21 protein-coding genes are annotated in these 22210 nt (G+C 71.1%); 7 read left to right on the top strand and 14 right to left on the bottom strand.

From position 1 onward, the window contains the following. The 12 genes from FLW16_RS12165 to FLW16_RS44450 form a co-directional block, all read right to left on the bottom strand. Positions 1-918 (bottom strand): oxidoreductase, encoded by a 918-nt coding sequence (locus FLW16_RS12165; protein WP_142560096.1) that lies wholly within the window; start codon positions 916-918, stop codon positions 1-3. Further along, on the bottom strand, positions 915-1412 hold the full coding sequence (locus tag FLW16_RS12160; RefSeq protein ID WP_142560095.1) for a hypothetical protein: 498 nt from the start codon (positions 1410-1412) through the stop codon (positions 915-917). Before FLW16_RS12160 ends, FLW16_RS12165 begins: the two co-directional genes overlap by 4 nt. Before the next feature lie 131 nt (positions 1413-1543). After that, entirely contained in the window at positions 1544-2962 is a 1419-nt protein-coding gene (locus FLW16_RS12155; RefSeq protein ID WP_142560094.1) for an acyl-CoA carboxylase subunit beta, read from the bottom strand. Between the two features lie 14 nt (positions 2963-2976). Next, the gene (fabF, locus tag FLW16_RS12150) at positions 2977-4209 is read right to left on the bottom strand and encodes a beta-ketoacyl-ACP synthase II (protein ID WP_142560093.1); all 1233 of its coding nucleotides are present in this window, start codon (positions 4207-4209) and stop codon (positions 2977-2979) included. 107 nt (positions 4210-4316) lie between these two features. Continuing rightward, on the bottom strand, positions 4317-4556 hold the full coding sequence (locus FLW16_RS12145) for an acyl carrier protein (RefSeq protein ID WP_079320816.1): 240 nt from the start codon (positions 4554-4556) through the stop codon (positions 4317-4319). Between the two features lie 80 nt (positions 4557-4636). Then, positions 4637-5593 carry a beta-ketoacyl-ACP synthase III gene (locus tag FLW16_RS12140; RefSeq protein WP_142560092.1) on the bottom strand — a complete coding sequence of 319 codons (957 nt, stop codon included), beginning with the start codon at positions 5591-5593 and terminating at the stop codon, positions 4637-4639. Further along, positions 5590-6486 carry an ACP S-malonyltransferase gene (locus tag FLW16_RS12135; protein WP_142560091.1) on the bottom strand — a complete coding sequence of 299 codons (897 nt, stop codon included), beginning with the start codon at positions 6484-6486 and terminating at the stop codon, positions 5590-5592. The genes FLW16_RS12140 and FLW16_RS12135 overlap by 4 nt, the downstream gene beginning before the upstream one ends. A gap of 117 nt (positions 6487-6603) precedes the next feature. Further along, positions 6604-7773, bottom strand: a complete 1170-nt coding sequence (locus FLW16_RS12130) for a CdaR family transcriptional regulator (protein ID WP_260615198.1) — start codon at positions 7771-7773, stop codon at positions 6604-6606. Positions 7774-7930: 157 nt separating this feature from the next. Next, positions 7931-9577 (bottom strand): DUF2079 domain-containing protein, encoded by a 1647-nt coding sequence (locus tag FLW16_RS12125; RefSeq protein WP_142560090.1) that lies wholly within the window; start codon positions 9575-9577, stop codon positions 7931-7933. A 382-nt stretch (positions 9578-9959) separates the two neighbouring features. Continuing rightward, a complete protein-coding gene (locus tag FLW16_RS12120; protein ID WP_142560089.1) occupies positions 9960-10403 on the bottom strand; it encodes a DUF350 domain-containing protein in 444 nt (147 codons plus the stop codon). 15 nt (positions 10404-10418) lie between these two features. Beyond that, positions 10419-11582 carry a glutathionylspermidine synthase family protein gene (locus tag FLW16_RS44455; protein WP_221891030.1) on the bottom strand — a complete coding sequence of 388 codons (1164 nt, stop codon included), beginning with the start codon at positions 11580-11582 and terminating at the stop codon, positions 10419-10421. Between the two features lie 13 nt (positions 11583-11595). Next, positions 11596-12090: a hypothetical protein gene (locus FLW16_RS44450; RefSeq protein WP_260615184.1), complete on the bottom strand. Its 495-nt coding sequence runs from the start codon at positions 12088-12090 to the stop codon at positions 11596-11598. Between the two features lie 132 nt (positions 12091-12222). On the opposite strand from FLW16_RS44450, the gene FLW16_RS12110 reads away from it, so the two are divergent. The 4 genes from FLW16_RS12110 to FLW16_RS12095 all read left to right on the top strand — a co-directional run bounded on the left by FLW16_RS12110 (position 12223) and on the right by FLW16_RS12095 (position 15287). Continuing rightward, positions 12223-13239, top strand: coding sequence for a PHP domain-containing protein (locus FLW16_RS12110; RefSeq protein WP_185949377.1), 1017 nt, complete (start codon positions 12223-12225; stop codon positions 13237-13239). Positions 13240-13308: 69 nt separating this feature from the next. Beyond that, complete coding sequence (locus FLW16_RS12105; RefSeq protein WP_142560086.1) at positions 13309-13767, top strand: YafY family protein; 459 nt, start codon at positions 13309-13311, stop codon at positions 13765-13767. A 211-nt stretch (positions 13768-13978) separates the two neighbouring features. Then, positions 13979-14692, top strand: a complete 714-nt coding sequence (locus tag FLW16_RS12100; RefSeq protein ID WP_139576415.1) for a YafY family protein — start codon at positions 13979-13981, stop codon at positions 14690-14692. A gap of 199 nt (positions 14693-14891) precedes the next feature. Beyond that, on the top strand, positions 14892-15287 hold the full coding sequence (locus FLW16_RS12095; protein WP_142560085.1) for a VOC family protein: 396 nt from the start codon (positions 14892-14894) through the stop codon (positions 15285-15287). Positions 15288-15615: 328 nt separating this feature from the next. On the opposite strand, the gene FLW16_RS12090 is transcribed toward FLW16_RS12095, so the two are convergent. Together FLW16_RS12090 and aceE are read right to left on the bottom strand one after the other, a co-directional pair. Beyond that, positions 15616-17460, bottom strand: a complete 1845-nt coding sequence (locus FLW16_RS12090; protein WP_260615183.1) for a trypsin-like peptidase domain-containing protein — start codon at positions 17458-17460, stop codon at positions 15616-15618. Positions 17461-17623: 163 nt separating this feature from the next. After that, a complete protein-coding gene (aceE, locus tag FLW16_RS12085) occupies positions 17624-20377 on the bottom strand; it encodes a pyruvate dehydrogenase (acetyl-transferring), homodimeric type (RefSeq protein WP_142560084.1) in 2754 nt (917 codons plus the stop codon). Positions 20378-20965: 588 nt separating this feature from the next. Between aceE and FLW16_RS12080 the strand changes: the two genes are divergently transcribed. The 3 genes from FLW16_RS12080 to FLW16_RS12070 all read left to right on the top strand — a co-directional run bounded on the left by FLW16_RS12080 (position 20966) and on the right by FLW16_RS12070 (position 22143). Beyond that, positions 20966-21160, top strand: a complete 195-nt coding sequence (locus FLW16_RS12080; protein WP_139576418.1) for a DUF1918 domain-containing protein — start codon at positions 20966-20968, stop codon at positions 21158-21160. Between the two features lie 10 nt (positions 21161-21170). Further along, positions 21171-21578: a YjbQ family protein gene (locus FLW16_RS12075; RefSeq protein ID WP_079313602.1), complete on the top strand. Its 408-nt coding sequence runs from the start codon at positions 21171-21173 to the stop codon at positions 21576-21578. Positions 21579-21714: 136 nt separating this feature from the next. Beyond that, on the top strand, positions 21715-22143 hold the full coding sequence (locus tag FLW16_RS12070; protein ID WP_030505660.1) for a DUF3052 domain-containing protein: 429 nt from the start codon (positions 21715-21717) through the stop codon (positions 22141-22143). Positions 22144-22210: the final 67 nt, after the last annotated feature.

The raw sequence follows: 22210 nt of genomic DNA, 5'->3' as shown, positions 1-22210 counted from the left end.
TCAGGCCAGCCCGTCCAGCAGGGCGATGTCCTCGGGGGGCAGGCGGAGCCGGGCCGCGGCCATGTTCTCCTCCAGGTGAGCGAGCGAGGAGGTGCCGGGAATGGCCAGGGTGACCGGGGAACGGCCGAGCAGCCAGGCGAGCGCCACCTGGGCGCGGGTCGCGCCGCACCGTCCGGCGACCTCGTCGAGCACGGCCAGCCGCTCGGCCGAGGGGGCCATGCCGGGCGGGGCCTGCGACAGATCCACGTCGGGCCGGAGCAAGCCGGCGGCGAGCGGGAAGTAGGCGGTGAACGCGATGCCGGCGGCCTCGCACGCGGCCAGGACGTCCGCGCCCGACCGGTCGAACAGGTGGAGCCGGTTCTGCACCGCCGCCACGGGCGCGATCGCACGCGCCTCGGCCAGTTGCCCCGTCGTCACGCCGCTGAGTCCGAGCGCCCGGATCAACCCGCGTCGGTGCAGCTCGGCCAGCGCCCCGAAGGACTCGGCGAAGGGCGCCTCGCCGGGGAACAGCAGTCCGTCGCCGCCCACACGCAGATAGACGAGATCGAGCCGGGCCCGGCCGAGCCGGACCAGGTTCTCCTCGACCTGCTCGCGCAGCCGCTCGGGCTCCGCGGCGGCCTCGAACCCGCGCCACTCGTCGCGGACCACGCCGACCTTGGTGGCGACGACCAGGTCGTCCGGATAGGGGTGCAGGGCCTGTCTGATCAGGTCGTTGGCGACGTGCGGGCCGTAGAAGTCGCTGGTGTCGATGTGGGTGACGCCGAGTTCCACGGCCCGGCGCAGCACGGCGAGTGCGGTGGCGTGGTCCCGCGGCGGGCCCCACACGCCCGGACCCGGCAGCCGCATCGCGCCGTATCCCAGCCGCCGTACGGCCAGGCCGTCCGCCAGCCGCAGGACGTCGCCGGTCGTTACGGTCATTCGGGCCTCCTCATGCCGGCCGCGGCCTGGTCGCCGCGGCTACGGGAGAGGCGGGCCTGGATCGACGCCGTGGTGATCGCACCCTCGGGATCGCGGTCGAGCTTGTGCCGGCGCACCAGGTCGTGCACCCCCTGACGGGTGATGCCGAGCATCGCCGCCGCCACCGAGACCGGCACCGCGGTCGCGGCCGGGTGCCCCGCGCGCCGGGCGACCGCCCGGCCCAGTGGCGTGCCCCACCAGGCGGCGGGCGGGTCGAACGGCGCGTCGCCCGGATACAGCGCGCTCACCAGCCGGATCGCGAGGAAGGCGGCCGCGCGGTCGTCCTCGCCGCACAGCACGTCGGCCCAGGCCCGGCTCTTCACCGCCAGAAGCTCGCGCAGTCGCGTGTCCTCGCCGGACAGCTCGCCCGGCTCGAAGAGGATCTCCAGCGCGTCGAGCACCCTGCCGCCGACGACCCGGCACAGGTCCTCGGCAAGTTCGCGGCGCTCGTCCATGCCCGCCTCCCTTCTACTTGACGACAAGCATCAAGTACTTGTCGCCTAGCGTCAAGTAGCTGAACGTCCGGTCCCGGAGAACGCGGAAGCGCCGGTCCCCGGATGCGGGGACCGGCGCTTCCGGTACGTCGTCAGAGCGGGATGTTGCCGTGGGCGCCGCGGGCCGGGGTGGCCTGGGCGAGCACCCGGGCGATCATGCCGCGCGTCTTGGCCGGCTCGATCACCTCGTCGATCACGCCGAGGTCGAGGGCGCGCTGGAGGCCGCCCGCCGTCTTCTCGTGCTCCTCGGCCAGCCGGGCCTCGAGCGCGGAGCGCTCCTCCTCCGGGGCGGCGGCGAGCTCGCGCCGCTTGAGGACGCGGACGGCCGCGACCGCACCCATGACGGCCACCTCGGCGGTCGGCCAGGCGAACACGCGGGTCGCGCCCAGTGCGCGGGAGTTCATCGCGATGTAGGCGCCGCCGAACGCCTTACGGGTGATCAGCGTGACGCGGGGCACCGAGGCCTCGGCGAACGCGTGCAGCAGCTTCGCGCCGCGCCGGACGATGCCATCGTGCTCCTGGCCGACCCCGGGGAGGTAGCCCGGCACGTCCACGAGCACCACCAGCGGCACCCCGAAGGCATCGCACATCCGGACGAACCGGGCGGCCTTCTCCGCGGAGGTGGAGTCGAGGCAGCCGCCGAGCCGCATGGGGTTGTTGGCGATGACGCCGACCGTGCGGCCACCGAGCCGGCCCAGGGTGGTGACGATGTTCGGCGCCCACTTGGGGTGCAACTCCACACCGGGCTCGTCGAGCAGCCCGTTCACCAGTGGGTGCACGTCGTACGCGCGGCGCGGGTTCTCGGGGAGCAGGCTGCTGAAGTCGACCTCGTCCACCTCGCGCATCCGGCCCTGGTGGCCGAGCAGGCAGGCGAGCTGGCGGGCCCTGAGCAGGGCCTCACCTTCGCTCTTGGCGACGACGTGGACGACGCCGCTGCGCTTGCTGTGCGGCTCCGGTCCGCCGAGCGAGGCCATGTCGGTCTGCTCGCCGGTCACGCTGCGCACGACGTCGGGCCCGGTGACGAAGATGCGGCCGTTGTCGGCGAGGATCACGATGTCGGTCAGGGCGGGGCCGTAGGCGCCGCCGCCGGCCACCGGGCCGACCACGACGGAGATCTGGGGGACCAGGCCCGACGCCTTGGTCATGGCGGCGAACACCCGGCCGACCGCGTGCAGGGACTCCGCGCCCTCGGCGAGCCGGGCGCCGCCGGAGTGCCACACGCCGATGATGGGCACCCGCTCGCGAACGGCCACGTCGTAGGCGTGGACGATGTGCTCACAGCCCTCCGAGCCCATCGCACCGCCCTGGACCCGGGCGTCGCTGCAGAACGCCACGACCGGTACGCCCTCGATGCGCCCGGTCACCGCCCGCACGCCGCTCTTGTCCTCGGGGGTGATGGGCCGGATCGAGCCCTCGTCCAGCAGGTGGCCGAGGCGCACCAGGGGGTCACGGGCGTCGACGGCGGCCGCGTCGGCGGCGTCGGCCACCGTTCTGCTGTCCAGCACTGTCATTCGAGACTCCCTTGTCAAAACGTCGTGAAGGCCACGGCGACGTTGTGTCCGCCGAACCCGAAGGAGTTGTTGATCGCGGCGAGCTGGTCGCCCTCGAGCTTGCGGGGTTCGCCGCGTACGAGGTCGACTTCGATGCCGTCGGCCGGGTCGTCCAGGTTCGCGATGGCCGGCACGATCCGCTCGTGCAGGGCGAGAATCGTGAAGATCGACTCGATGCCGCCGGCGCCGCCGAGGAGGTGGCCGGTCATCGACTTGGTGGCGGTGACGATCGCGTGGTCGCCGATGGCCTCCTTGATCGCACGGGCCTCGATCTCGTCGCCGAGCGGGGTCGACGTGGCGTGGGCGTTGACGTGGACGACGTCCGACGGGGCGAGGTCCGCGTTCTTGAGGGCCCGGAGCATGGCCTCCGTGCCGCCCTTGCCGTCCGGGTCCAGCCCGGTGATGTGGTAGGCGTCGCTGGTGTAACCGGCTCCTGCGGCCACGGCGTAGATGCGGGCGCCGCGAGCCAGGGCGTGCTCCTCCGACTCCAGCACCACGATGCCCGCGCCCTCGCCGAGCACGAAGCCGTCGCGGCCCTTGTCGAACGGGCGGGAGGCGCGCTCAGGCTCGTCGTTGCGGGTCGACATGGCCCGCGCCGCGGCGAACGACGCCACGTTCAGACCGTGGATCGCCGCCTCGGTGCCGCCGGCGACCACCATGTCGGCCCGGCCGGAGCGGATCATGTCGATGCCGTAGCCGATGGACTCGGCGCCGGTGGCGCAGGCGCTGACCGTGGCGTGCGCGCCGGCCTTGGCGCCCAGCTCGATGCTGATCCAACCGGCCGAGCCGTTGGGCATGAGCATGGGCACGGTGAACGGCGACAGCCGGTTCCAGCCCTTCTCACGGTAGAGGTCGTAGGCGGACAGGATCGTTCCGATGCCGCCGATGCCGCTGCCGACCACCACGCCCAGACGGTCCCCGTCCACCTCGGGGGCGCCCGCGTCCTGCCAGGCCTGCCTGGCGGCGATCAGGGCGAACTGCTCGGCGCGGTCGAGCCTCCTGGCCTCGGGCCGGGGTAGCACCTCGCCGGGGTCGACGGCCGCCACACCGGCGAACTTCACCGGCACGGTGTCGACCCAGTCCTCGGTGAGCGTGCGGATGCCCGACCGCCCCTCGAGGAGCGCCGACCAGGTCGATGCGACGTCTCCACCGAGGGGCGTCGTCGCGCCGAGCCCGGTGACTACGACACGTACCCGGTCCTTACTCACTTGTCTGCACTCCTCTTGGTATCGGGGCGTGAAAGGGGGCCGGACGCGCCCTGTCGCCTCGCCGGAGGCGAGGCGGGCACGTCCGCGCGGCCGTCGTGCGGCGGAGGTCAGGCCTGGATGAAGTTGATGACGTCCTTGACGGTCTTCAGGTGCTTGAGCTGGTCGTCGGGGATCTCGACGCCGAACTCGTCCTGGGCCGCGACGGCGATCTCGACCATGGAGAGCGAGTCGATGTCCAGGTCGTCCACGAAGCTCTTCTCCGGGGTGACCTCGTCGGCCGAAATGCCGGTGATCTCGTTGATGATCTTGCCGAGGCCCGCGAGGATCTCCTGCTCGGTCAGTGCCATGTCGCGACTACTCCTTGGATTTACTGTCTTCCGGGTTTCCTGGGTTGCCCCAGCTCTGTACGGCAGGCCGTACAAGTTCCTCAGGGGATCTCGATCACCTGGGAGGCGTAGGTGAGGCCGGCGCCGAAGCCCAGCAGCAGGGCCAGGCCGCCCGACTGGACCTCGCCGCGCTCGATCATGCGCGAGAGCGCGAGCGGGATCGACGCGGCGGAGGTGTTGCCGGCGAGCACGATGTCCCTGGCGACGACGGCGTTGTCGGCGCCCAGCTTGCGCGCGATGGCCTCGACGATCCGCAGGTTCGCCTGGTGGGGGACGAAGGCGGCCAGGTCGGCGGGGTCCACGCCCGCACGCTCGCAGGCGAGCTTGGCCACCGGGTGAAGCGCGGTGGTGGCCCAGCGGAACACCGTCTGGCCTTCCTGGTGGAGGAAGGACCGGCGGTCCTTGATCATGATCGCCTCGGCCTTGTCGCCGGCGCTGCCCCAGGCCACCGGGCCGATGCCCGGCCGGTCGGAGGGGCCCACGACCGCGGCGCCCGCGCCGTCGGCGAAGATCACCACCGTCGACCGGTCTTCGCCGTCGACCCACTGGCTGAGCTTCTCGCTGCCGACGACCAGCACGTTGGTCGCCGAGCCCGACCGCACCGCGTCGGACGCGGCGGCCAGCGCGTAGCAGAACCCCGCGCACGCGGCGTTGAGGTCATAGGCGCCGGGGGCGGTGATGCCGAGCCGGTGGGCGACGCGGCCGGCGGCGTTGGGGATGGGAGCCTCGATCGTGCAGGTGGCCACGATCACCAGGTCGATGTCGTCGCTCGACAGGCCGCTGGCCGCCAGGGCCTTGCCGCCCGCCTGCACGGCGAGGTCGATCTCCGACTCCTGCGGGCCCGCCACGCGGCGTTCCTTGATGCCGACGCGGCTCTGGATCCACTCGTCGTTGGTGTCGAGCCGGGCGGCGAGGTCGTCGTTGGTGACGACCTGGGCGGGCTGGTAGCCGCCGAACGCGAGGATCCTCGCCGCAGGGGCGCCTTGGCCGAGCCTCACTTCAGCACCTCCCGGGCGGTGTCCAGGTCGTCAGGGGTCTTGAGCGCCACCGTCTTCACCCCGGGCAGGGCCCGACGGGCCAGGCCCGTCAGCGTGCCGCCGGGCAGCAGTTCGATCATGGCGGTGACGCCGCGCTCGGCCATCGTCGCCATGCAGGCGTCCCACCGGACCGGGTTGGCCACCTGATTGACCAGCCGGTCGAGGAACTCGTCTCCGCCGCCGACGGCCGCGCCGTCGGAGTTGGACAGCAGCGCGACCGACGGGTCCGCGGGGGTGAGGGCCGCGGCCTCGGCGCGCAGATAGTCGACGGCGGGGGCCATGTGGACGGTGTGGAAGGCTCCGGCGACCGCCAGGGGGCGCACCCGCGCCTTCTCCGGCGGCTCGGCCGCGAAGGCCTCCAGCTGCGCCCGCGTGCCGCCCGCGACGATCTGGCCCGCGCCGTTCATGTTGGCGGGGGTCAGCCCGTGCTTGGAGATCGCGGCGAGGACGTCGTCCTCCGCGCCGCCGAGCACCGCGCTCATGCCGGTCTCGGTGACGGCGGCGGCCTTGGCCATCGCCCGGCCGCGCTCGCGCACCAGGGCGAGGGCCTGCTCGGGGGTCAGCACCCCGGCCATCGCGGCGGCGGCGAGCTCGCCCACGCTATGCCCCGCGACCATGTCCGGCCGCACCCCGAGCGTCTCGAACGACGCCAGGGCGGCCGCCACGAGCAGGGGCTGGGCCACGGCGGTGTCGCGGATCTCGTCGGCGCCGGCGGTCGTCCCGTACGTCACGAGATCGAGCTCCACGATCTCCGACCACGCGGAGATCCGCTCGCGGAACTCGGGTATCTCGAGCCACGGACTGAGGAATCCTGGGGTTTGGGCGCCTTGGCCCGGAGCGACGATGACGAGCACGTACTCAACCCTGCCCTGTAGAGGTTCACCACACTGATGGAGATCCGAACGAACTTTGTGGCCGCCGCGTTGTGGGGTACCTACAGTTTCGGTGTCGAAGAGATTAAGGCACCCGGCTCAGGTTACGGACAGGCGCCCGAGTATGAGCCCCACCTGGAGGGTGAATGCGGACCGCCCCTCCGTGGGCTGGTACCCGGTCAGTTCCGTGATCTTACGTAGACGGTACCGCACGGTGTTGGGATGGACGAACAGCAGCCGGGCCGTCGCCTCAAGGGAGGTCCCCTGCTCCAGGTACGTCGCGAGCGTGTCGAGCAGCGGGGTCCCGGCGAGCGGCTTGTAGACGTTCTCCACCAGCTGGGCGCGGGCGTCCTCGTCGCCGTCCAGCGCGCGCTCGGCGAGCAGGTCCTCGGCGAGGACCGGGCGCGGGGCGTCGGGCCAGCCGGCGGCGGCGCGCAGGCCGGCGATGGCGGCGCGGGCCGAGCTGGCCGCCGCGTGCAGGTCGGGCACCTCCGGCCCGATCACGACGGGCCCGGGACCGAAGCGCGCCACCACGCCGCGCGCCGCGTCCTTGACGCCGTCCGCGCCGCCCACGATGACGATGAGCCGGTCGCCCTGCACCCCGGCGAGCAGCTCGTGGCCGAGGCGCCGTCCCTTGTCGCGCAGCCCGTCGATGACGCTCTGCGGATCCTCGTCGGGGGCGTATCCCGCGAAGACGACGACGGGCGCGGAGGTCCAGCCGAGCGCGGCAGCCCACGAGTGCAGCCCGTCGTCGACCTGGCCGCGCACCAGCGCGTCCACGATCAGCGCCTCAAGCCGCGCGTCCCACGAGCCGCGCGCCTCGGCCTCCCTGGCGTACACCTGGGCGGCGGCGAAGGCGACGTCGCGCGTGTAGCGCAGCATCGCGTGCCGCAGCAGCTCCGCGCCTCCGGGCGCGGCCAGCTCCTCGACCTGGGCCTCGACGACCTCGACGACGATGCGGACGAGGTCGACCGTCTGCTGGAGAGACACGCTGCGCTTGAGTTCGCGCGGCGCGGTGCCGAAGAACTCGATGCTCGGCGTCGGCCGCCCCTCGCCCGCGTGGCCGAACCACTCCACGAACGCCGCGATTCCGGCCTGCGCCACCAGGCCGACCCACGACCTGTCCTCCGCCGACAGCGCGCGATACCAGGCCAGCCGCTCCTCCATCCGGGCCATCGCGGCCGTCCCGAGGCTGCCCATGGCACGGTCGAGCCGCCGCGCCGTGTCCTCCCGGATCTTGTCGCTCATCGGCACATCGTCTCCGGCCATCCGGACCACGTCGTCGCTCTGCCCGTCCGTACGCACCTGTCCGCCGTTCCACGCGCCCCGCTCGCTCACGCCCTCTAGCGTGCCAGGTCATCCCGGTGATCGTGCCGTACGGGGGTGTGGAGGGTGTCGCCGCAGGTAGGAACGGCGGCCCGCGGCCTCAGGAGCCGATGCGGTGCAGGACGACGATGTCGTCCCGGTCGAGGCGCAGCTCGTAGCCCTCGGTCAGATAGCTGTTCACCACGCCGCGCAGGTCGTTGTTGACCGAGGCCACGATCCAGGGCGTGCCGCGCTTCTGGTAGTCCCACCACAGCACGGTCGTCCGGCCGGACAGCCGCGCGCCGAAGTCGTCCGTCGCCTCCACCACCACGCCGTCGGGAACCAGGCTCATGGCCTGCTCCCTGGCCTCCGTACGCGGATCGGGGTGGTAGAAGTCCGGGCTCATCAGGTTGTCGAACGGCCGGTAGGGGACCGTGGTGACCGCGACCGCGAAGACCGCGGCGGCGTAGGCCAGCCGCAGGCCGTGCCCGGGGCGCGGCACCCCGCGCCGCTCCAGCCACCGGATGAGCCGGGCCGCGCCGTCCACCCCGGCCATCAGCAGGATCACCACCACGAACGCGTCATAGTGCCAGCCGGTCGACCACCAGTTGTCCGAGTCGGCCAGCAACCGCTCCAGGATCAGCGGCAGCGCCGCCAGGACCAGCGGGGACAGCAGGCACAGGAACAGCGCCGGCCACAGCAGCAGGCCCCAGGTGTCCCACTTCGAGTGGTCGTCGAAGAGCATGGCGACGAACTCGTGCGGCCGGGTGACGGCGCTCCACAGCATCTGCGGCAGGTCCTCGCCGAGCTTGGAGTAGCGCGTGTAGTAGGCCGGGTTGCCGCCCGCCAGGGGGATCACGAACTTGCGCACCACCTCGAACACGGCCACCCCGGTGAACACCAGCCCGGAGCCGAGCCTGCGCTGCCCCATGAAGAACAGCCAGACGCCGATGCCCGCCACCATGAGGCCCAGGTCCTCCTTGGTGAGCAGCAGGCCGAGCACCGCGAGCAGGCCGGGCAGCCGCCGCCCGGCGTGCAGCCGCTCGATGGCGATGGCGCTCAGCAGCGGCACGAAGGCCACCTCGTGGAACTCCACCGCCGTCGCCTGCGCGATCGGCCAGGAGATGGCGTACGCCACGGAGACGAGGTAGGCGTGCGGGGTGCCCAGCACGCGGCGGGTGAACATCCACACGAACGGGATGGCCAGCGCGAACAGCACGGCCTGTGCCACGAGCAGCGTCTCGGGCCCGTTGTGCAGCCAGTAGAGGGGCGCCAGCACGGCCAGGATCGGCGAGAAGTGGTCGGCGAGCTGGATGTAGTCCATGCCGAGGCCGCCGGTGACCCCGCGCAGCGGCACCGTGGGCGCCGAGAAGTGCGAGTATCCCCGCACCGCCTGGTCGAAGATGACCAGGTCGTAGGTGGCCACCTGGAAGTGGGCGAACCTGAGCAGCGAGAGGGTCCAGTTCAGGGCCGACGACAGCGCGCAGAGCACGGACACCGCGATCAGGTGCCGGTTGGACCTCAGGAACCGCGAGACGGGGTGCGGAGCCGCCGCGCCGCCCGGCCGATCCTCCGGTTCGACGGCGGCCGTGGCGCCGGCGGTGTCTCCGGGTTCCGCCTCGCCGGCTGCCCGGGTGCCTGCGGTGTCTCCTGGCTCCGCGACGGCCGTTCCGTCCACGGCGGCTGCCTCCAGGGTGTCGTCGGGGTCGCTGCCTTTCCGGGGCGGCTCCTCCGCCGGTTGCCCGGACGTCGCGGTCCCCGTGATCACGAGGAGGAGAGTAGGCCCTCCGGGCGGGAACGGTCTATACGGGCGTATCCCCGGAAACTCCACGATGGGACGCCCGACGCTCCCACCTGGGCCTCCTCACACGCGCCCATGAATCTTTCACTGGCGCGGGACTGTTGGCGGGTCGGATGACCCGCAGCGAAGCGAGGATCGTCTGACCGGCCCTTGCGGGGGTCCGGGGGTCGTCCCCCGGTGTGGACGGGTCGGATGACCCGCAGCGAAGCGAGGATCGTCTGACCGGCCCTTGCGGGGGTCCGGGGGTCGTCCCCCGGTGTGGACGGGTCGGATGACCCGCAGCGAAGCGAGGATCGTCTGACCGGCCCTTGCGGGGGTCCGTCCGGGGGTCGCCCCTGGTGTTGGCGCCTCAGATGACGGCGACGGCCGTGATGAGGCCGATGAAGAAGTGGGTCACGCCGAGGAGGACGGCGGCGGGCTGCAGCGTGGCCTCCCGGACCAGCTCACGCACCGAGATGCCGGCGACCTTGTCGAAGGCCACCATGCCGATGGTCTGCACGGCGATGCCCACCAGGCCGAACACGAGCGTCGCGAGCAGGCCCTCGCGCAGCGCGCCGCCGGACGACCAGATGGAGGCCGCCACGACGAGTCCGACGCCGGCGACGCTGGAGGCGGCCAGCACCGTGGCGTTGGGATTGCGGTCGGCGCGGATGATCTTGCTGAGCCGCCCGGGCGTCGCCAGGTCGATGACGTAGAACCCGGCGACGAGCAGCAGCACGCCCAGGATGGCGTACGCGAGGATCGCCAGGGCGCCGTGCGTGAGCACGTCGACGATGGAGGTTGTGGTGTTCACGGGGGGCCTTCGCTTTCAGCCGTGGATGCGATGGGGGACGAAAGAGGACGTGTCGTCGGTGACGAGGCCGGAGGTCTCCCGGATGCCGAGCCCGGCCGACTCGTCGTCGACCATCCACGCCCCGAGCACCGGACGCCAGCCGTCGAAGTCCGGCAACGGCAGGAACTCCTGGTAGACGAAGCCCTCCCTGCCGTAGTCGCCCTCGGTCTCCATCTCGACGCCCGGCGCGGCGATCCGCATCGAGGCGCCCTCGCGGCCGAGCAGCGGCTTGCGCACGTATCCGGGGCCGCCGGCCAGCTCGCGGGGACCGTCGAGGTAGGCGGGCAGCAGGTTCGGGTGGTCCGGGTACAGCTCCCACAGGATCGCCAGCAGGGCCTTGTTGGACAGCAGCATCTTCCACAGCGGCTCGATCCACGTCATCGAGATCTGCTGCGCGAGCGCGTGCGGCGCGAACGGCTCGGCGACGATCCACTCCCAGGGGTACAGCTTGCACAGCGTGCGCAGGACCCGGTGCTCCATGTCGACGAACCGGCGGTTGAGCGCGTCCCAGCCGATGTCCTCCATGGCGATCGCCGCCGTGACGAGCCCGGCCTGCTCCGCGGTCTCCTGGAGGTAGCCGATGGTCATCACCTCCTCGCCCGTCTCGTCGGCGCTGGTCCACGCGAAGTGGGCCGGGCCCGTCTGGAGCGTGAGGGACTTCCAGCGGTCGACAAGGCGCTCGTGGATCGAGTTCCACTGGTCGTCTTCGGGATACACGTCCTTCAGCCAGAACCACTGCACGACGGAGCTCTCGACCAGGCTGGTCGGCGTGTCGGCGTTGTACTCCAGCAGCTTGGCCGGTCCCGTGCCGTCGTAACGCAGGTCGAACCGGCCGAAGACGTGCGGGTCGCGCCGCCGCCACGACTCCGCGACGGCCGCGCGGCAGTGCGGCGGGATGCCGAGGTCGGCGAACCGGTCGGAGGCCACGATGTGGTCGGCCGCGGCCAGGCACATCCGGTGCAGCTCTTCGACCTGCTCCTCCAGGGCGAGGACCTCGTCCATGGTGAAGACGTAGTGGACGCTCTCGTCCCAGTAGGGCCGGGTGAGGCCCTCGGGGTGGGCGGAGCGGTGGAACGCGAGCCCCTGCGATTCGATGAGGGCGGCCCAGTTCTCCCTGGGCGCCGAGGTCAGCCTGCGCACGTGCCGGCCCCGCTCAGCCGCCGCCGCCGAAGTGGAAGCCGAATCCGCCCCGCTGCACGACCCGCCCCGACCGGGTCGTGATGTGGGCGTCGGCCGGCCGGACCGTCGTGCCGCGGTAGATCCGGCCGCCCATGCGGGTGCCTCCGTAGTACCAGCGGTACGCGCCGTGCGAGCCGTAGTAGTGGCTGCTGCCACCGCCGTCGTCGTCGCAGTAGTCGTCGTCGACGACCAGGTAGGACCCGTCGGGGTTGAGCGTCGAGGTGTCCACGCAGTCGGCGCCGACCTCCTCGTAGTCGTCCTGCGCCGCGCAGAAGCCGACGACGAGGACGGACAGCACGCCCAGGGTGCCGAGTTTGATCGCGGTGGAGGACTTGATACCGCTCCCGGGCGGCGGCGTCTTCGGTGGCGTCTTCGGCCACGGCATGCCCATGGCCATGGGATGGGTGGGCACGGAGGAGCCGTCGAGTGGCGTCTTCTTCGGTGGGGGGCTCTCCCCGGGCTCTGCCAATCGGGCTCCTGCTGTCGAGATCGGCACACATTATCGTCTCGTTGGACGAACGGGACAGGCGCGCGCGGGGTTCCTGATCGGTCTGTTATGTCCGCCCGGCTGAGATGCCGTACGCCGGGTAGCGTGCCGGATGTGGATCCCGTCGAGGCGCTGAAGCGCATCGCCTTCCTGCTGGAACGGGCCGGCGAGCCGACCTACCGCGTGCGCGCCTTCCGGGGCGCCGCCGCCGCGATCGAGGACATGCCCCGGGAGGAGTTGGCACGGCTCGCGCACACCGGCGGCCTGACCGACATGAGGGGCATCGGCAAGGTCACGGCCCTGGCCATCACCGAGGCGCTGGACGGCGCCGTGCCGACCTACCTGCGGCGGCTCGAGGACACCAAGGACGTCGACCTGGACGAGGCCGCGCAGGCGCTGCGGTCGGCGCTGCGCGGCGACTTCCACAGCCACTCCGACTGGTCGGACGGCGGATCGCCCATCGAGGAGATGGCCGACGCCGCCCGCGCGCTCGGTCACGAGTACCTGGCGCTGACCGACCACTCGCCCCGGCTGACCGTCGCGCACGGCCTGTCCGCCGACCGGCTGCGGCGGCAGCTCGACGTGGTCGCCGAACTCAACGAACGGTACGGGGGGGACGGCGGCCCGCCGTTCCGGATCCTGACCGGCATCGAGGTGGACATCACCACAGACGGCTCGCTCGACCAGGAGCCGGAGCTGCTCGAACGGCTCGACGTCGTGGTGGCGAGCGTCCACTCGCTGCTGCGGATGGACGCCGCGGACATGACCCGGCGGATGGTCACGGCGGTGGCCGACCCCCACGTGGACGTCCTCGGTCACTGCACAGGCCGGGTCGTACGCGGACGGGGGCGGCCGGAGTCGCAGTTCGACGCCGAGATCGTCTTCGAGGCGTGCCGGAGGTTCGGGGTCGCGGTGGAGATCAACTCCCGGCCCGACCGGCTCGACCCGCCCAAGCGCCTGATGCGGCTGGCGTACGAGATGGGCTGCGAGTTCGCGATCGACTCCGACGCACACGCGCCCGGCCAGCTCGACTGGCAGCGGTTCGGGTGCGAGCGCGCAGCCCTGTGCGGGATACCGCCCGAGCGCATCCGCAACACCCGCTCCTGGGGGACTGCTGCGGACTTGGGGTGATAGTGCTGTGGCGTCCGAGTGAGGTGTGTTGGGCGGGTTTCGCCGGACTGATCGACGTAGCGTCGAATCATGAAACGCCGCGACGCGCTGGTGAAGGAGCTGGAATCCGCCGGATGCCTGCCGGCCCGCGAGCTCGCCTCGCGCCTCGGGGTCAGCAAGAGCACCGTCGTGCGCGACGTCGCGAAGCTCCGGGAGGCCGGTGTCCCGATCCGGCTCGACCAGGGCGGGTACGCGCTCGCGGGCCCCGACTCCGTGAAGCGCGCCATCGACAGGGCGCTGCACGGGCGGCACGTGCTGCGCCTGGAGTACGTGAACAGCAAGGGCGTGCCCACCGTCAGGGACGTCGAGCCCAGCATCTGCCTGGGCGGCCGGGGCGGGCACTGGTATCTGGTGGCCTGGTGCCGGTTACGCGACGACGTGCGCGTCTTCCGGCTCGACCGGATCTCCTGGGCCGAGGTCCTGGACGAGCGCTTCCCCGAGCCGGGGCGCGACCGCCTGGCCGAGCTCGCCGAGGCCGTCGGCGGCTGAGCCGCCGCCCCGCGGCGCCGGGCGGCGGCGTGCGTACGACCGGAAACGCGGGCGGCACGGCCGGGGGCGGGTGCGGCGGAGTCCTGGAGGACCCGCGAATCCGTGAGCCGGGCGGACGGGCGTCGCTCGGGTGCCCTTTCGACGTGCGCCGATGGGGTTTAGTCGAACGCGTCAGCGAGAAATGTCGGTGGGGTGGCCTACCCTCTGCGGCGTGAACCGTACCGACCGGCTCTACGCGATCGTCGAGGACCTGCGGGCGATCTCCCCGCGCTGCCGGTCCGCGCGTGAGCTCGCCCTGCGCTTCGAGGTGAGCTCGCGGACCATCGAGCGGGACATCTCCGCGCTGCAGCAGGCCGGCGTGCCGATCTACGCGGAGGTCGGGCGCAGGGGAGGGTACGCGCTGGACAAGAGCATGTCCCTGCCCCCGCTCAACTTCACCCCCGCCGAGGCCGTGGCGGTGGCGATCGCCCTCAGCCGCACAGAACAGCAGCCCTTCGCCGACGAGGCGCGCAGCGCGCTGCGCAAGCTCGTCGCCGCCATGCCCGGCCCCGAGGGGGAGCGGGCCCGGCAACTGGCCGCCCGCGTGCAGATCCTCACCGACGACAAGCCGGAGTCCCGATACACCGGGTCGATCGGCCGCGTCATCGAGGAGGCCCTGCTCAAGGGGGTCGTCTTACGCATCCACTACAGCGACGCCCAGGGTGTGCTCACGACAAGGGAGGTGGAGCCCGGGGCGTTCGTCGGCGGGCGGAGCGGGTGGTGGTATCTGGTGGCCTGGTGCCGGCTGCGCGACGCCGTCCGCGTCTTCCGGCTCGACCGGATCGCCGAGGCCGTCCTCACCGAAGATCCGGTGCCCGGCCGGCCCCTGGAGGCGTTCGACGCCGGCGTGCCCGACATGATCGCGCGGACGCCGGTGCTCGACTGACCGTTGATTCGAAAAGATGTTCGTTAGTTTCCGGGAAACGCCGACAGGGGGGTGTCGCCGGAGGGCGGGAGGCTCTACTCACACGACGGACCGGTCATGGTCCACCGAGCGCCTTCCCCGCTCGTCACGCCGTCTGCCCGGTGCCGTCGCGCAGGAACGCGAGCGCCCACTCAGAAGGCAACAGAGAAAGAGACCGACGATGACCACTCCCGCCGCCCCCGCCGTCAACACGGTCGCCTGGTTCGAGATCGCGAGCGACGACCCCGAGGGGGTCCAGCGCTTCTACGGCGACCTGTTCGGCTGGCGGTTCCGGACCGACGAGGACTCGGCCGCCATGGGCATGGACTACCGGCTCATCAGCTACGACGGTGACGAGGAGATGCGCGGCGGCGTGTTCGGCACCCGTGGCGACATGCCCGGCCACGCCGTCTTCACCGTGCTGGTGCGGGATGTGGCCGAGACCTGCCGCAAGGTGGAGGCCCTGGGCGGCAAGGTGCTCAGCCAGGTCGTGGGCAACGAGGGCGGCCCCGACTTCGCCTACCTCCACGACCCGTCCGGCAACCTCTTCGGCGTCTTCGCTCCGGCCGGCGCCTGACCGGCCGGAGCGTACCCAGGCCGTCCGAACGCCCGCCGGGATCCCCCGTGCTTCCCCTGCGGCGCCTTTCCCCCCGGGCCCTTCCCCTCCGGGCCGTCAGGGCGTTCGGACGGCCGTTCCCCGCCCCCGCCGGCCGGGTGGGGTCCGCCGGCCGCCCGTTCGAGGTGCCGATACGGGCGGCCGGCGGCGGCATTGCCACGCATGTGGTGGCGGTGCCCGCCAGGTGGCCGGCGGTGGGGTGCCATCTGTGCGGTGGCGGGGACACGCGGCCGGACGCGCGACACCACGCGTGCCGTGGCGGTGTCAGGCGGCCGGTGGCGGGGCCCCGTCACGCCTCCGGCGGCCGGTGCTGCAACTGGCGTCGCAGTTCGGCGATCTCCCGCTCCAGGTCGGCGACGTCCGGGGCGTTGGAGTCGGCCGGGCCCTGGCCCGGTGCGGCCTGCGGTCGTTGCTGTTCATAGGGCGAGGGAGCGGGACGCACGTACTGCGTCGCGCCGTCGGGCCGCTGGGGGTCGTAGCCCCGGCCCGGCCGCTGGGGGTCGTAGTCGCGCGGGCGCGGAGCCTCGTAGCCTCCGGCCGTCCGCCCGGGCTGGTGGCCGTTGGCCGGCGGCAGGCTCTGCGGCTGCCAGCCCTGAGGCAGCCCGGGCAGCACCTGGCCGTTCACCGGCTGCCGGTCATAGCCGCCGCCGTTCACCCCCGGGTAGGGCCCGCCGTACGCGGGGGAGGGCGACTGGCCCTGCGGGGAGGAGGGGGCCTTCTTGCGCCTGCGCATGAGCACCAGCAGCAGGAGACCGCCGCCGACCACGACCAGGACACCGGCGCCGATGGCGATCCACAGCCACACCGGCTGCGGGGTCTCGTCCTTGCCGGACGAGATCGCCTGCTGGGAGTCGGTGATGTACTTCGCGACGTACGGGTGGCTCGGGAACAGCGCCTGCACCTCGCGGAACTTCGGCAGCGCGTCCTTGTAGTGCCGCTGGAAGAAGTCGTCGAGCGCCTCGTTGTACTTCGTCGTCGTCAGCGACGCGGCGGGCTTGACGTTCTTCTCGTTGAGCTTCTCCTTGATGATCGAGACCGGGAGCACGAAGCTCTCGTTCTCCGACGCCTCGCCGTTCTCGCTGACAGTGCCGGCGATCAGCATGCCGACGACCTTGCCCGCACGGCTGAAGACGGGACCGCCGGAGTTGCCGTGGTAGGAGGGCGCCTGCGTCTGGATGTACGGCACGCCTTCCTGGGTGCTGCGCTTGGCGTTGTACGGCCCCTCGGTGAGCGCGGGGTCGAGCTTCGACTCGATGCTGAACCACGGCGTGTTGGTCACCAGGCCGGGGAAGCCGCTGATGTAGAGCGTGTCGCCGGTCTGCACGTCGATGTCGTCGCCGAGCGGCACGGTCGGCAGGTTCTGCTGGCCGTTGACCTTGAGCAGCGCGAAGTCCTTGCCCGGGTAGCTCTCGCCGACCGACACCAGCTCGGCCGGGACCTCCTTGGCCGTCTTGTCGACGCCGCCGCCGGGCAGGCTCTGCAGGACCGACAGGCTCTTCTGCAGGCCGCGGATCTCCAGGTGGGTGCTGTTGAAGGTGACGTAGATCTGCTGGACGAGCTCGATCATCTCCTTGTCGGCCTCGAAGTTCCGCAGGGCGTTGATCATGTCCTTCGCGTCCTGCTTGTTGAACTTCGCCAGCGCCTGCTGCGCGAAGGTCTGCGACAGCTCCTCGTCGCTCATCTGAACGCAGTGCGCGCCGGTGACCATGTAGCCGTCGGGGGTCACCCACCAGCCCGTGCACATGCCGCCGACCTGCGCCTTGACGGTGCGCTCCGGGCCGACGGGCTGGAGGTACCGGTCGACGTCGGCCGCCACGCGCTGGAAGAAGAACTTGGCGATGCTCCGCTCGTCGGAGGGGATCTTGCCGGCGAGCACGGCCTGGGTGGCCTCGTTGGTCAGCTGGTCCCAGGCCGCCTGCTTGGCCTGGCTGCTCGGGACGACGACCTCGCCCGAGTACGTGATGCTGGTGAGCTGCACGGCCGGGTGGGTGCGAGCGGCCAGCCGGGTGCCGACGGGGACCTCGTCCCCGGTGTCCGCCGAAGCGGGAGCGGCCACGACGAGCAGGGCGAAGGCCGCCATCGCGGCCATCCCCCCGGTCAGTCTGCCGAAGTATTTCCTGATATTTCCATCCACGGCAGCAAGCGTGATGGAACGGTCTTGTTTCTTGCTTGGAGGTGGCTTGGGATCGGACGGTGCCGCACTGCAAGAGCGTTTTCGCGCCGCTCAGGGGCGGTGTGGGCCTCAAAGACGACGGCGGCCCCCGCCGAGACGGGGGCCGCCGGACGCGATCCGCGGATCAGACGCCCATCGACTGGGTGTCGTTGGTCTCCGGGGTCTGCTGAGCCGACACCTCGGTCACCCCGTTCTTGAGGTGATAACGGGCGACGGCCTCCTGCAGCGTCTCGGCCTTGACCTCGCCGCGCCGCACGAGCTGGGTCAGCACCGCCAGCGTGATCGAGGCCGCGTCCACGTGGAAGTGGCGGCGCAGCGCCGAACGCGTGTCGGACAGGCCGAAGCCGTCGGTGCCGAGCGAGGTCCAGTCACCGGGCACCCACTGGGCGATCTGGTCCGGGACGGCGCGCATGTAGTCGCTGACGCCCACGAACGGCCCCGGCACACCCGACAGCTTGGTGGTCACGTACGGCACGCGCTGCTCGGCGTCGGGGTTGAGCAGGTTGTGCTCCTCGACGTCGAGGGCGTCCCTGCGCAGCTCGCTCCAGGAGGTGGCCGACCAGACCGAGGCCGACACGCCCCAGTCCTCCGCCAGCATCCGCTGCGCCTCCAGCGCCCACGGGCCGGCGACGCCGGACACCAGGATGTTCGCCTTCGGCCCGTCGCCCGTCGCCGGGGCGTAGAGGTAGAGGCCCTTGAGGATGCCCTCCACGTCCACGTTCTCCGGCTCGGCCGGCTGCGGGTAGGGCTCGTTGTAGACGGTCAGGTAGTAGAAGACGTCCTCGGGGTGCTCCCCGTACATCCTCCGCAGGCCGTCCTTGACGATGTGCGCGATCTCGAACGCCCACGCCGGGTCGTACGCCACGGCGGCGGGGTTGGTCGAGGCGATCAGCGGGGTGTGGCCGTCCTCGTGCTGCAGGCCCTCGCCGTTCAGCGTGGTGCGGCCGGCCGTCGCGCCGAGCAGGAAGCCCCGGCCCATCTGGTCGCCCAGCTGCCACATCTGGTCGGCGGTCCGCTGGAACCCGAACATCGAGTAGAAGATGTAGACCGGGATCATGTGCTCGCCGTGGGTGGAGTACGACGTGCCGGCCGCGAGCACCGAGCCCATCGAGCCGGCCTCGCTGATGCCCTCGTGCAGGATCTGACCCTCGGTCGACTCCTTGTACGACAGCAGCAGCTCGCGGTCGACCGCCTCGTACGTCTGCCCGTGGGGCGAGTAGATCTTGGCGGTCGGGAACATCGCGTCCACACCGAACGTGCGGGCCTCGTCCGGGATGATCGGCACGAACCTGGCGCCGATCTCCTTGTCGCGCATGAGGTCCTTGAGCAGGCGGACGAACGCCATGGTGGTGGCGACGTTCTGCTTGCCGGAGCCCTTGCGCAGGCCCGAGTAGACGGGGTCGCCGGGGAGCTTGAGCGGCTTGGCGCGTACTACCCGCTTGGGCAGGTAGCCGCCGAGCGCCGCCCGGCGCTCCTTCATGTAGGCGATCTCGTCGTTGTCCTCGCCGGGGTGGAAGTACGGCGGGAGGTCGGCCTCGAGGTCCTTGTCCGGGATGGGCAGGTAGAGCCGGTCGCGGAACTCCTTGAGCTCGGCCTTGCTCATCTTCTTCATCTGGTGCGTGGCGTTGCGCGCCTCGAAGTCCTTGCCGAGCGTCCAGCCCTTGATCGTCTGGGCCAGGATGACGGTCGGCTGGCCGACGTGCTCGCGGGCCGCCTTGAACGCGGCGTACACCTTGCGGTAGTCGTGGCCGCCGCGCGACAGCTTGCGGATGTCGTCGTCCGACATGTGCTCGACCATCTTGCGCAGGCGCGGGTCGCCGCCGAAGAAGTTCTCCCGGATGTACGCGCCCGACTCGACCGAGTAGGTCTGGAACTGTCCGTCGGGCGTCGTGTTCATCTGGTTGACCAGCACGCCGTCGACGTCGGCCGCGAGCAGCGGGTCCCAGTCACGGCCCCAGACGACCTTGATCACGTTCCAGCCGGCGCCGCGGAAGTACGACTCCAGCTCCTGGATGATTTTGCCGTTGCCGCGCACCGGGCCGTCGAGCCGCTGCAGGTTGCAGTTGATCACGAAGGTGAGGTTGTCGAGCTCCTCGCGGGCCGCGACGCCGATCGCGCCGAGCGACTCGGGCTCGTCCATCTCGCCGTCGCCCAGGAAGCACCAGACGTGGCTGCGGCTGGTGTCCTTGATCTTGCGGCTGAGCAGGTAGCGGTTGAACCGCGCCTGGTAGATCGCACCGATCGGGCCGAGGCCCATGGAGACCGTGGGGAACTCCCAGAAGTCCGGCATCAGCCGGGGGTGCGGGTAGGAGGGCAGACCCTTGATCCCGTGGGACAGCTCCTGGCGGAACGCGTCGAGCTGGGCCGCGTCGAGGCGGCCCTCCAGGAAGGCCCGGGCATAGATGCCGGGGGCCGCGTGGCCCTGGATGAAGACCTGGTCACCCGACTCCCCGTGGTCCTTGCCGCGGAAGAAGTGGTTGAAGCCCACCTCGTACAGCGAGGCCGCGGACGCGTAGGTGGCGATGTGGCCGCCGACGTTGGTCCGCGCGTTGGCACGGGTCACCATCACCGCCGCGTTCCAGCGGATGTAGGCCCGGATGCGGCGCTCGACGTATTCGTCCCCCGGGAACCAGGGCTCGCGCTCCGGGGGGATGGTGTTGATGTAGTCCGTGCTGCGCAGGCCGGGCACGCCGACCTGGTGTTCGCGGGCGCGCTCGAGCAGCCGGAGCATCAGGTATCGGGCCCGGGTGCGGCCCTCGGTCTTGATGACGTTGTCGAGCGATTCGAGCCATTCGTTGGTCTCGCTCGGATCGACATCAGGCAACTGGCTGGGTAGGCCGTCACTGATGATCGAAAAACGCTGGCGTCCGGAAGCCACTGGGTCTCGCCTTCCGAGAATGGACTTTGTCTCGTCGGATCTGTTACGTCTGTGTTGCCTGCTGCGATGCGGTCAGCGCTCGATCGCGGCGTTGCGGTCTTCTTCCATCCTGTCTCGTCCCACCGGAAAGTGCATCTCTACTGCCCGGTAACCGAACCGTCCGCACTGCCCGGCAACCGAACCGTCCGCGCTGGCCGCAGGGCAGGTCTTGGCCTAGACCACCGATGGTAGGACGATTTTTACCTACCATCCATTCCCGGCCGCCGCCGGGGGCGTCGCAAGGTCGCCGGGGTCACATCGTGCCTGGTCGGAACCTCCGTACCCGGCCTGGCCGCGCCCTACCCGGAAGGCGGGGCGCGGTGGCCGCGCGGTCGCGGTCGACGCCGTCCCGCCATTGTCTCCGGAACCCTCAGCCTCGCCTGTCTCCACGTCTCCGGCACGTTTCCGGGATCGCGCGAGCGGGGCCGGGGGCGGCGTGCCGACGTGTAACGTTTTGGTATGAGTTGTCCCTTCCTCTGAGAAGAGGGGGGTTTCTCCTCTTTCCAGGTGGCGATAGCCGTACCAGGCTCTGGAGAGAGGGGGATCGAGATGCACGCAACGGTAGGGGACCGGCTGGTGGTGCACGGTGCCGTCGTGGGCGACCACGAGAAGCACGGTGTGATCGTCGAGGTCCGCGGTCCAGAGGGCGGCCCGCCGTTCCTGGTGAGGTACGAGGACGGGCACGAAGCGCTCGTCTTCCCCGGTCCGGACGCCGTCGTCCTCCCAGCTCAGCGCGAATCGTAATATCGCGGATGTGAAATCGACGGTGATCGAGGTGCGGACCGGCGCGCGCGAGCGCGTGCACGACATAACGAAGGAGTGCGCCGATTTCGCGCGCGAGTGCGGGGGAGACGGGCTGCTGCACGTCTTCGTCCCGCACGCGACGGCGGGCGTGGCGCTGCTGGAGCTCGGCTCCGGCAGTGACGAGGACCTGCTGGCCGCTCTGGGGGACCTGCTGCCGGCGGACGACCGATGGCGGCATGCGCACGGCTCCCGTGGGCACGGTAGGTCGCATGTCATGCCCGCCTTCATCCCGCCGTACGCGACCGTCCCCGTCCTCGGGGGCAGGCTGGCGCTGGGGACCTGGCAGTCGGTCGCCCTGATCGACCTCAACGTCGACAACCCCGACAGGCGTGTTCGTTTGTCGTTTTTGACCGATTAAGAGATAACGGTGCGGGTCACCCGCCGTGGCGACCGTTGACGACGACGGGTCACAGCGTGTGGACTGTGCCGAAGCATGGCTCTCAACGAGCCAGGACAACCGCATGGGCGGGGTCACCCAAGCAGGAGGGATAAACGTGAGCGCGACCGCGGGTCAGGCGCAGGACGAGCGCGGCCTGGCCGAACGACTCGGCCTCAAAGCCGGTCAGGTGGTGCAGGAGGTCGGCTGGGACGAGGACTGCGACGAGGCGCTGCGCCAGTCCATCGAGGAGCTGACCGGCAACGAGCTGGTGGACGAGGACTACGAGGACGTCGTCGACGTGGTGCTGCTCTGGTGGCGTGACGGCGACGGTGACCTCTTCGACGCGCTGAGCGACGCGATGACCGCACTCGCCGACGGAGGCCAGATCTGGCTGCTGACCCCCAAGGCGGGGCGCGAGGGCCACGTGGAGCCCAGCGACATCGGTGAGGACGCGGCGACCGCCGGGCTGTCGCAGACGAGCAGCGTGAGCGCCGCCAGGGACTGGTCGGGCACGAGGCTCGTCGCCCCGAAGGCTCGCCGCTGAGTATTGCCCTGCCGTACGGCCCGGGGATGCCGTACGGCAGGATGATGGGCGGACACCTGGGGAGGGA

The organism is Microbispora sp. KK1-11 (genome assembly GCF_006874435.1).
Lineage (GTDB): Bacteria > Actinomycetota > Actinomycetes > Streptosporangiales > Streptosporangiaceae > Microbispora > Microbispora catharanthi.
This window is presented reverse-complemented; position numbering and strand designations above follow the sequence as displayed.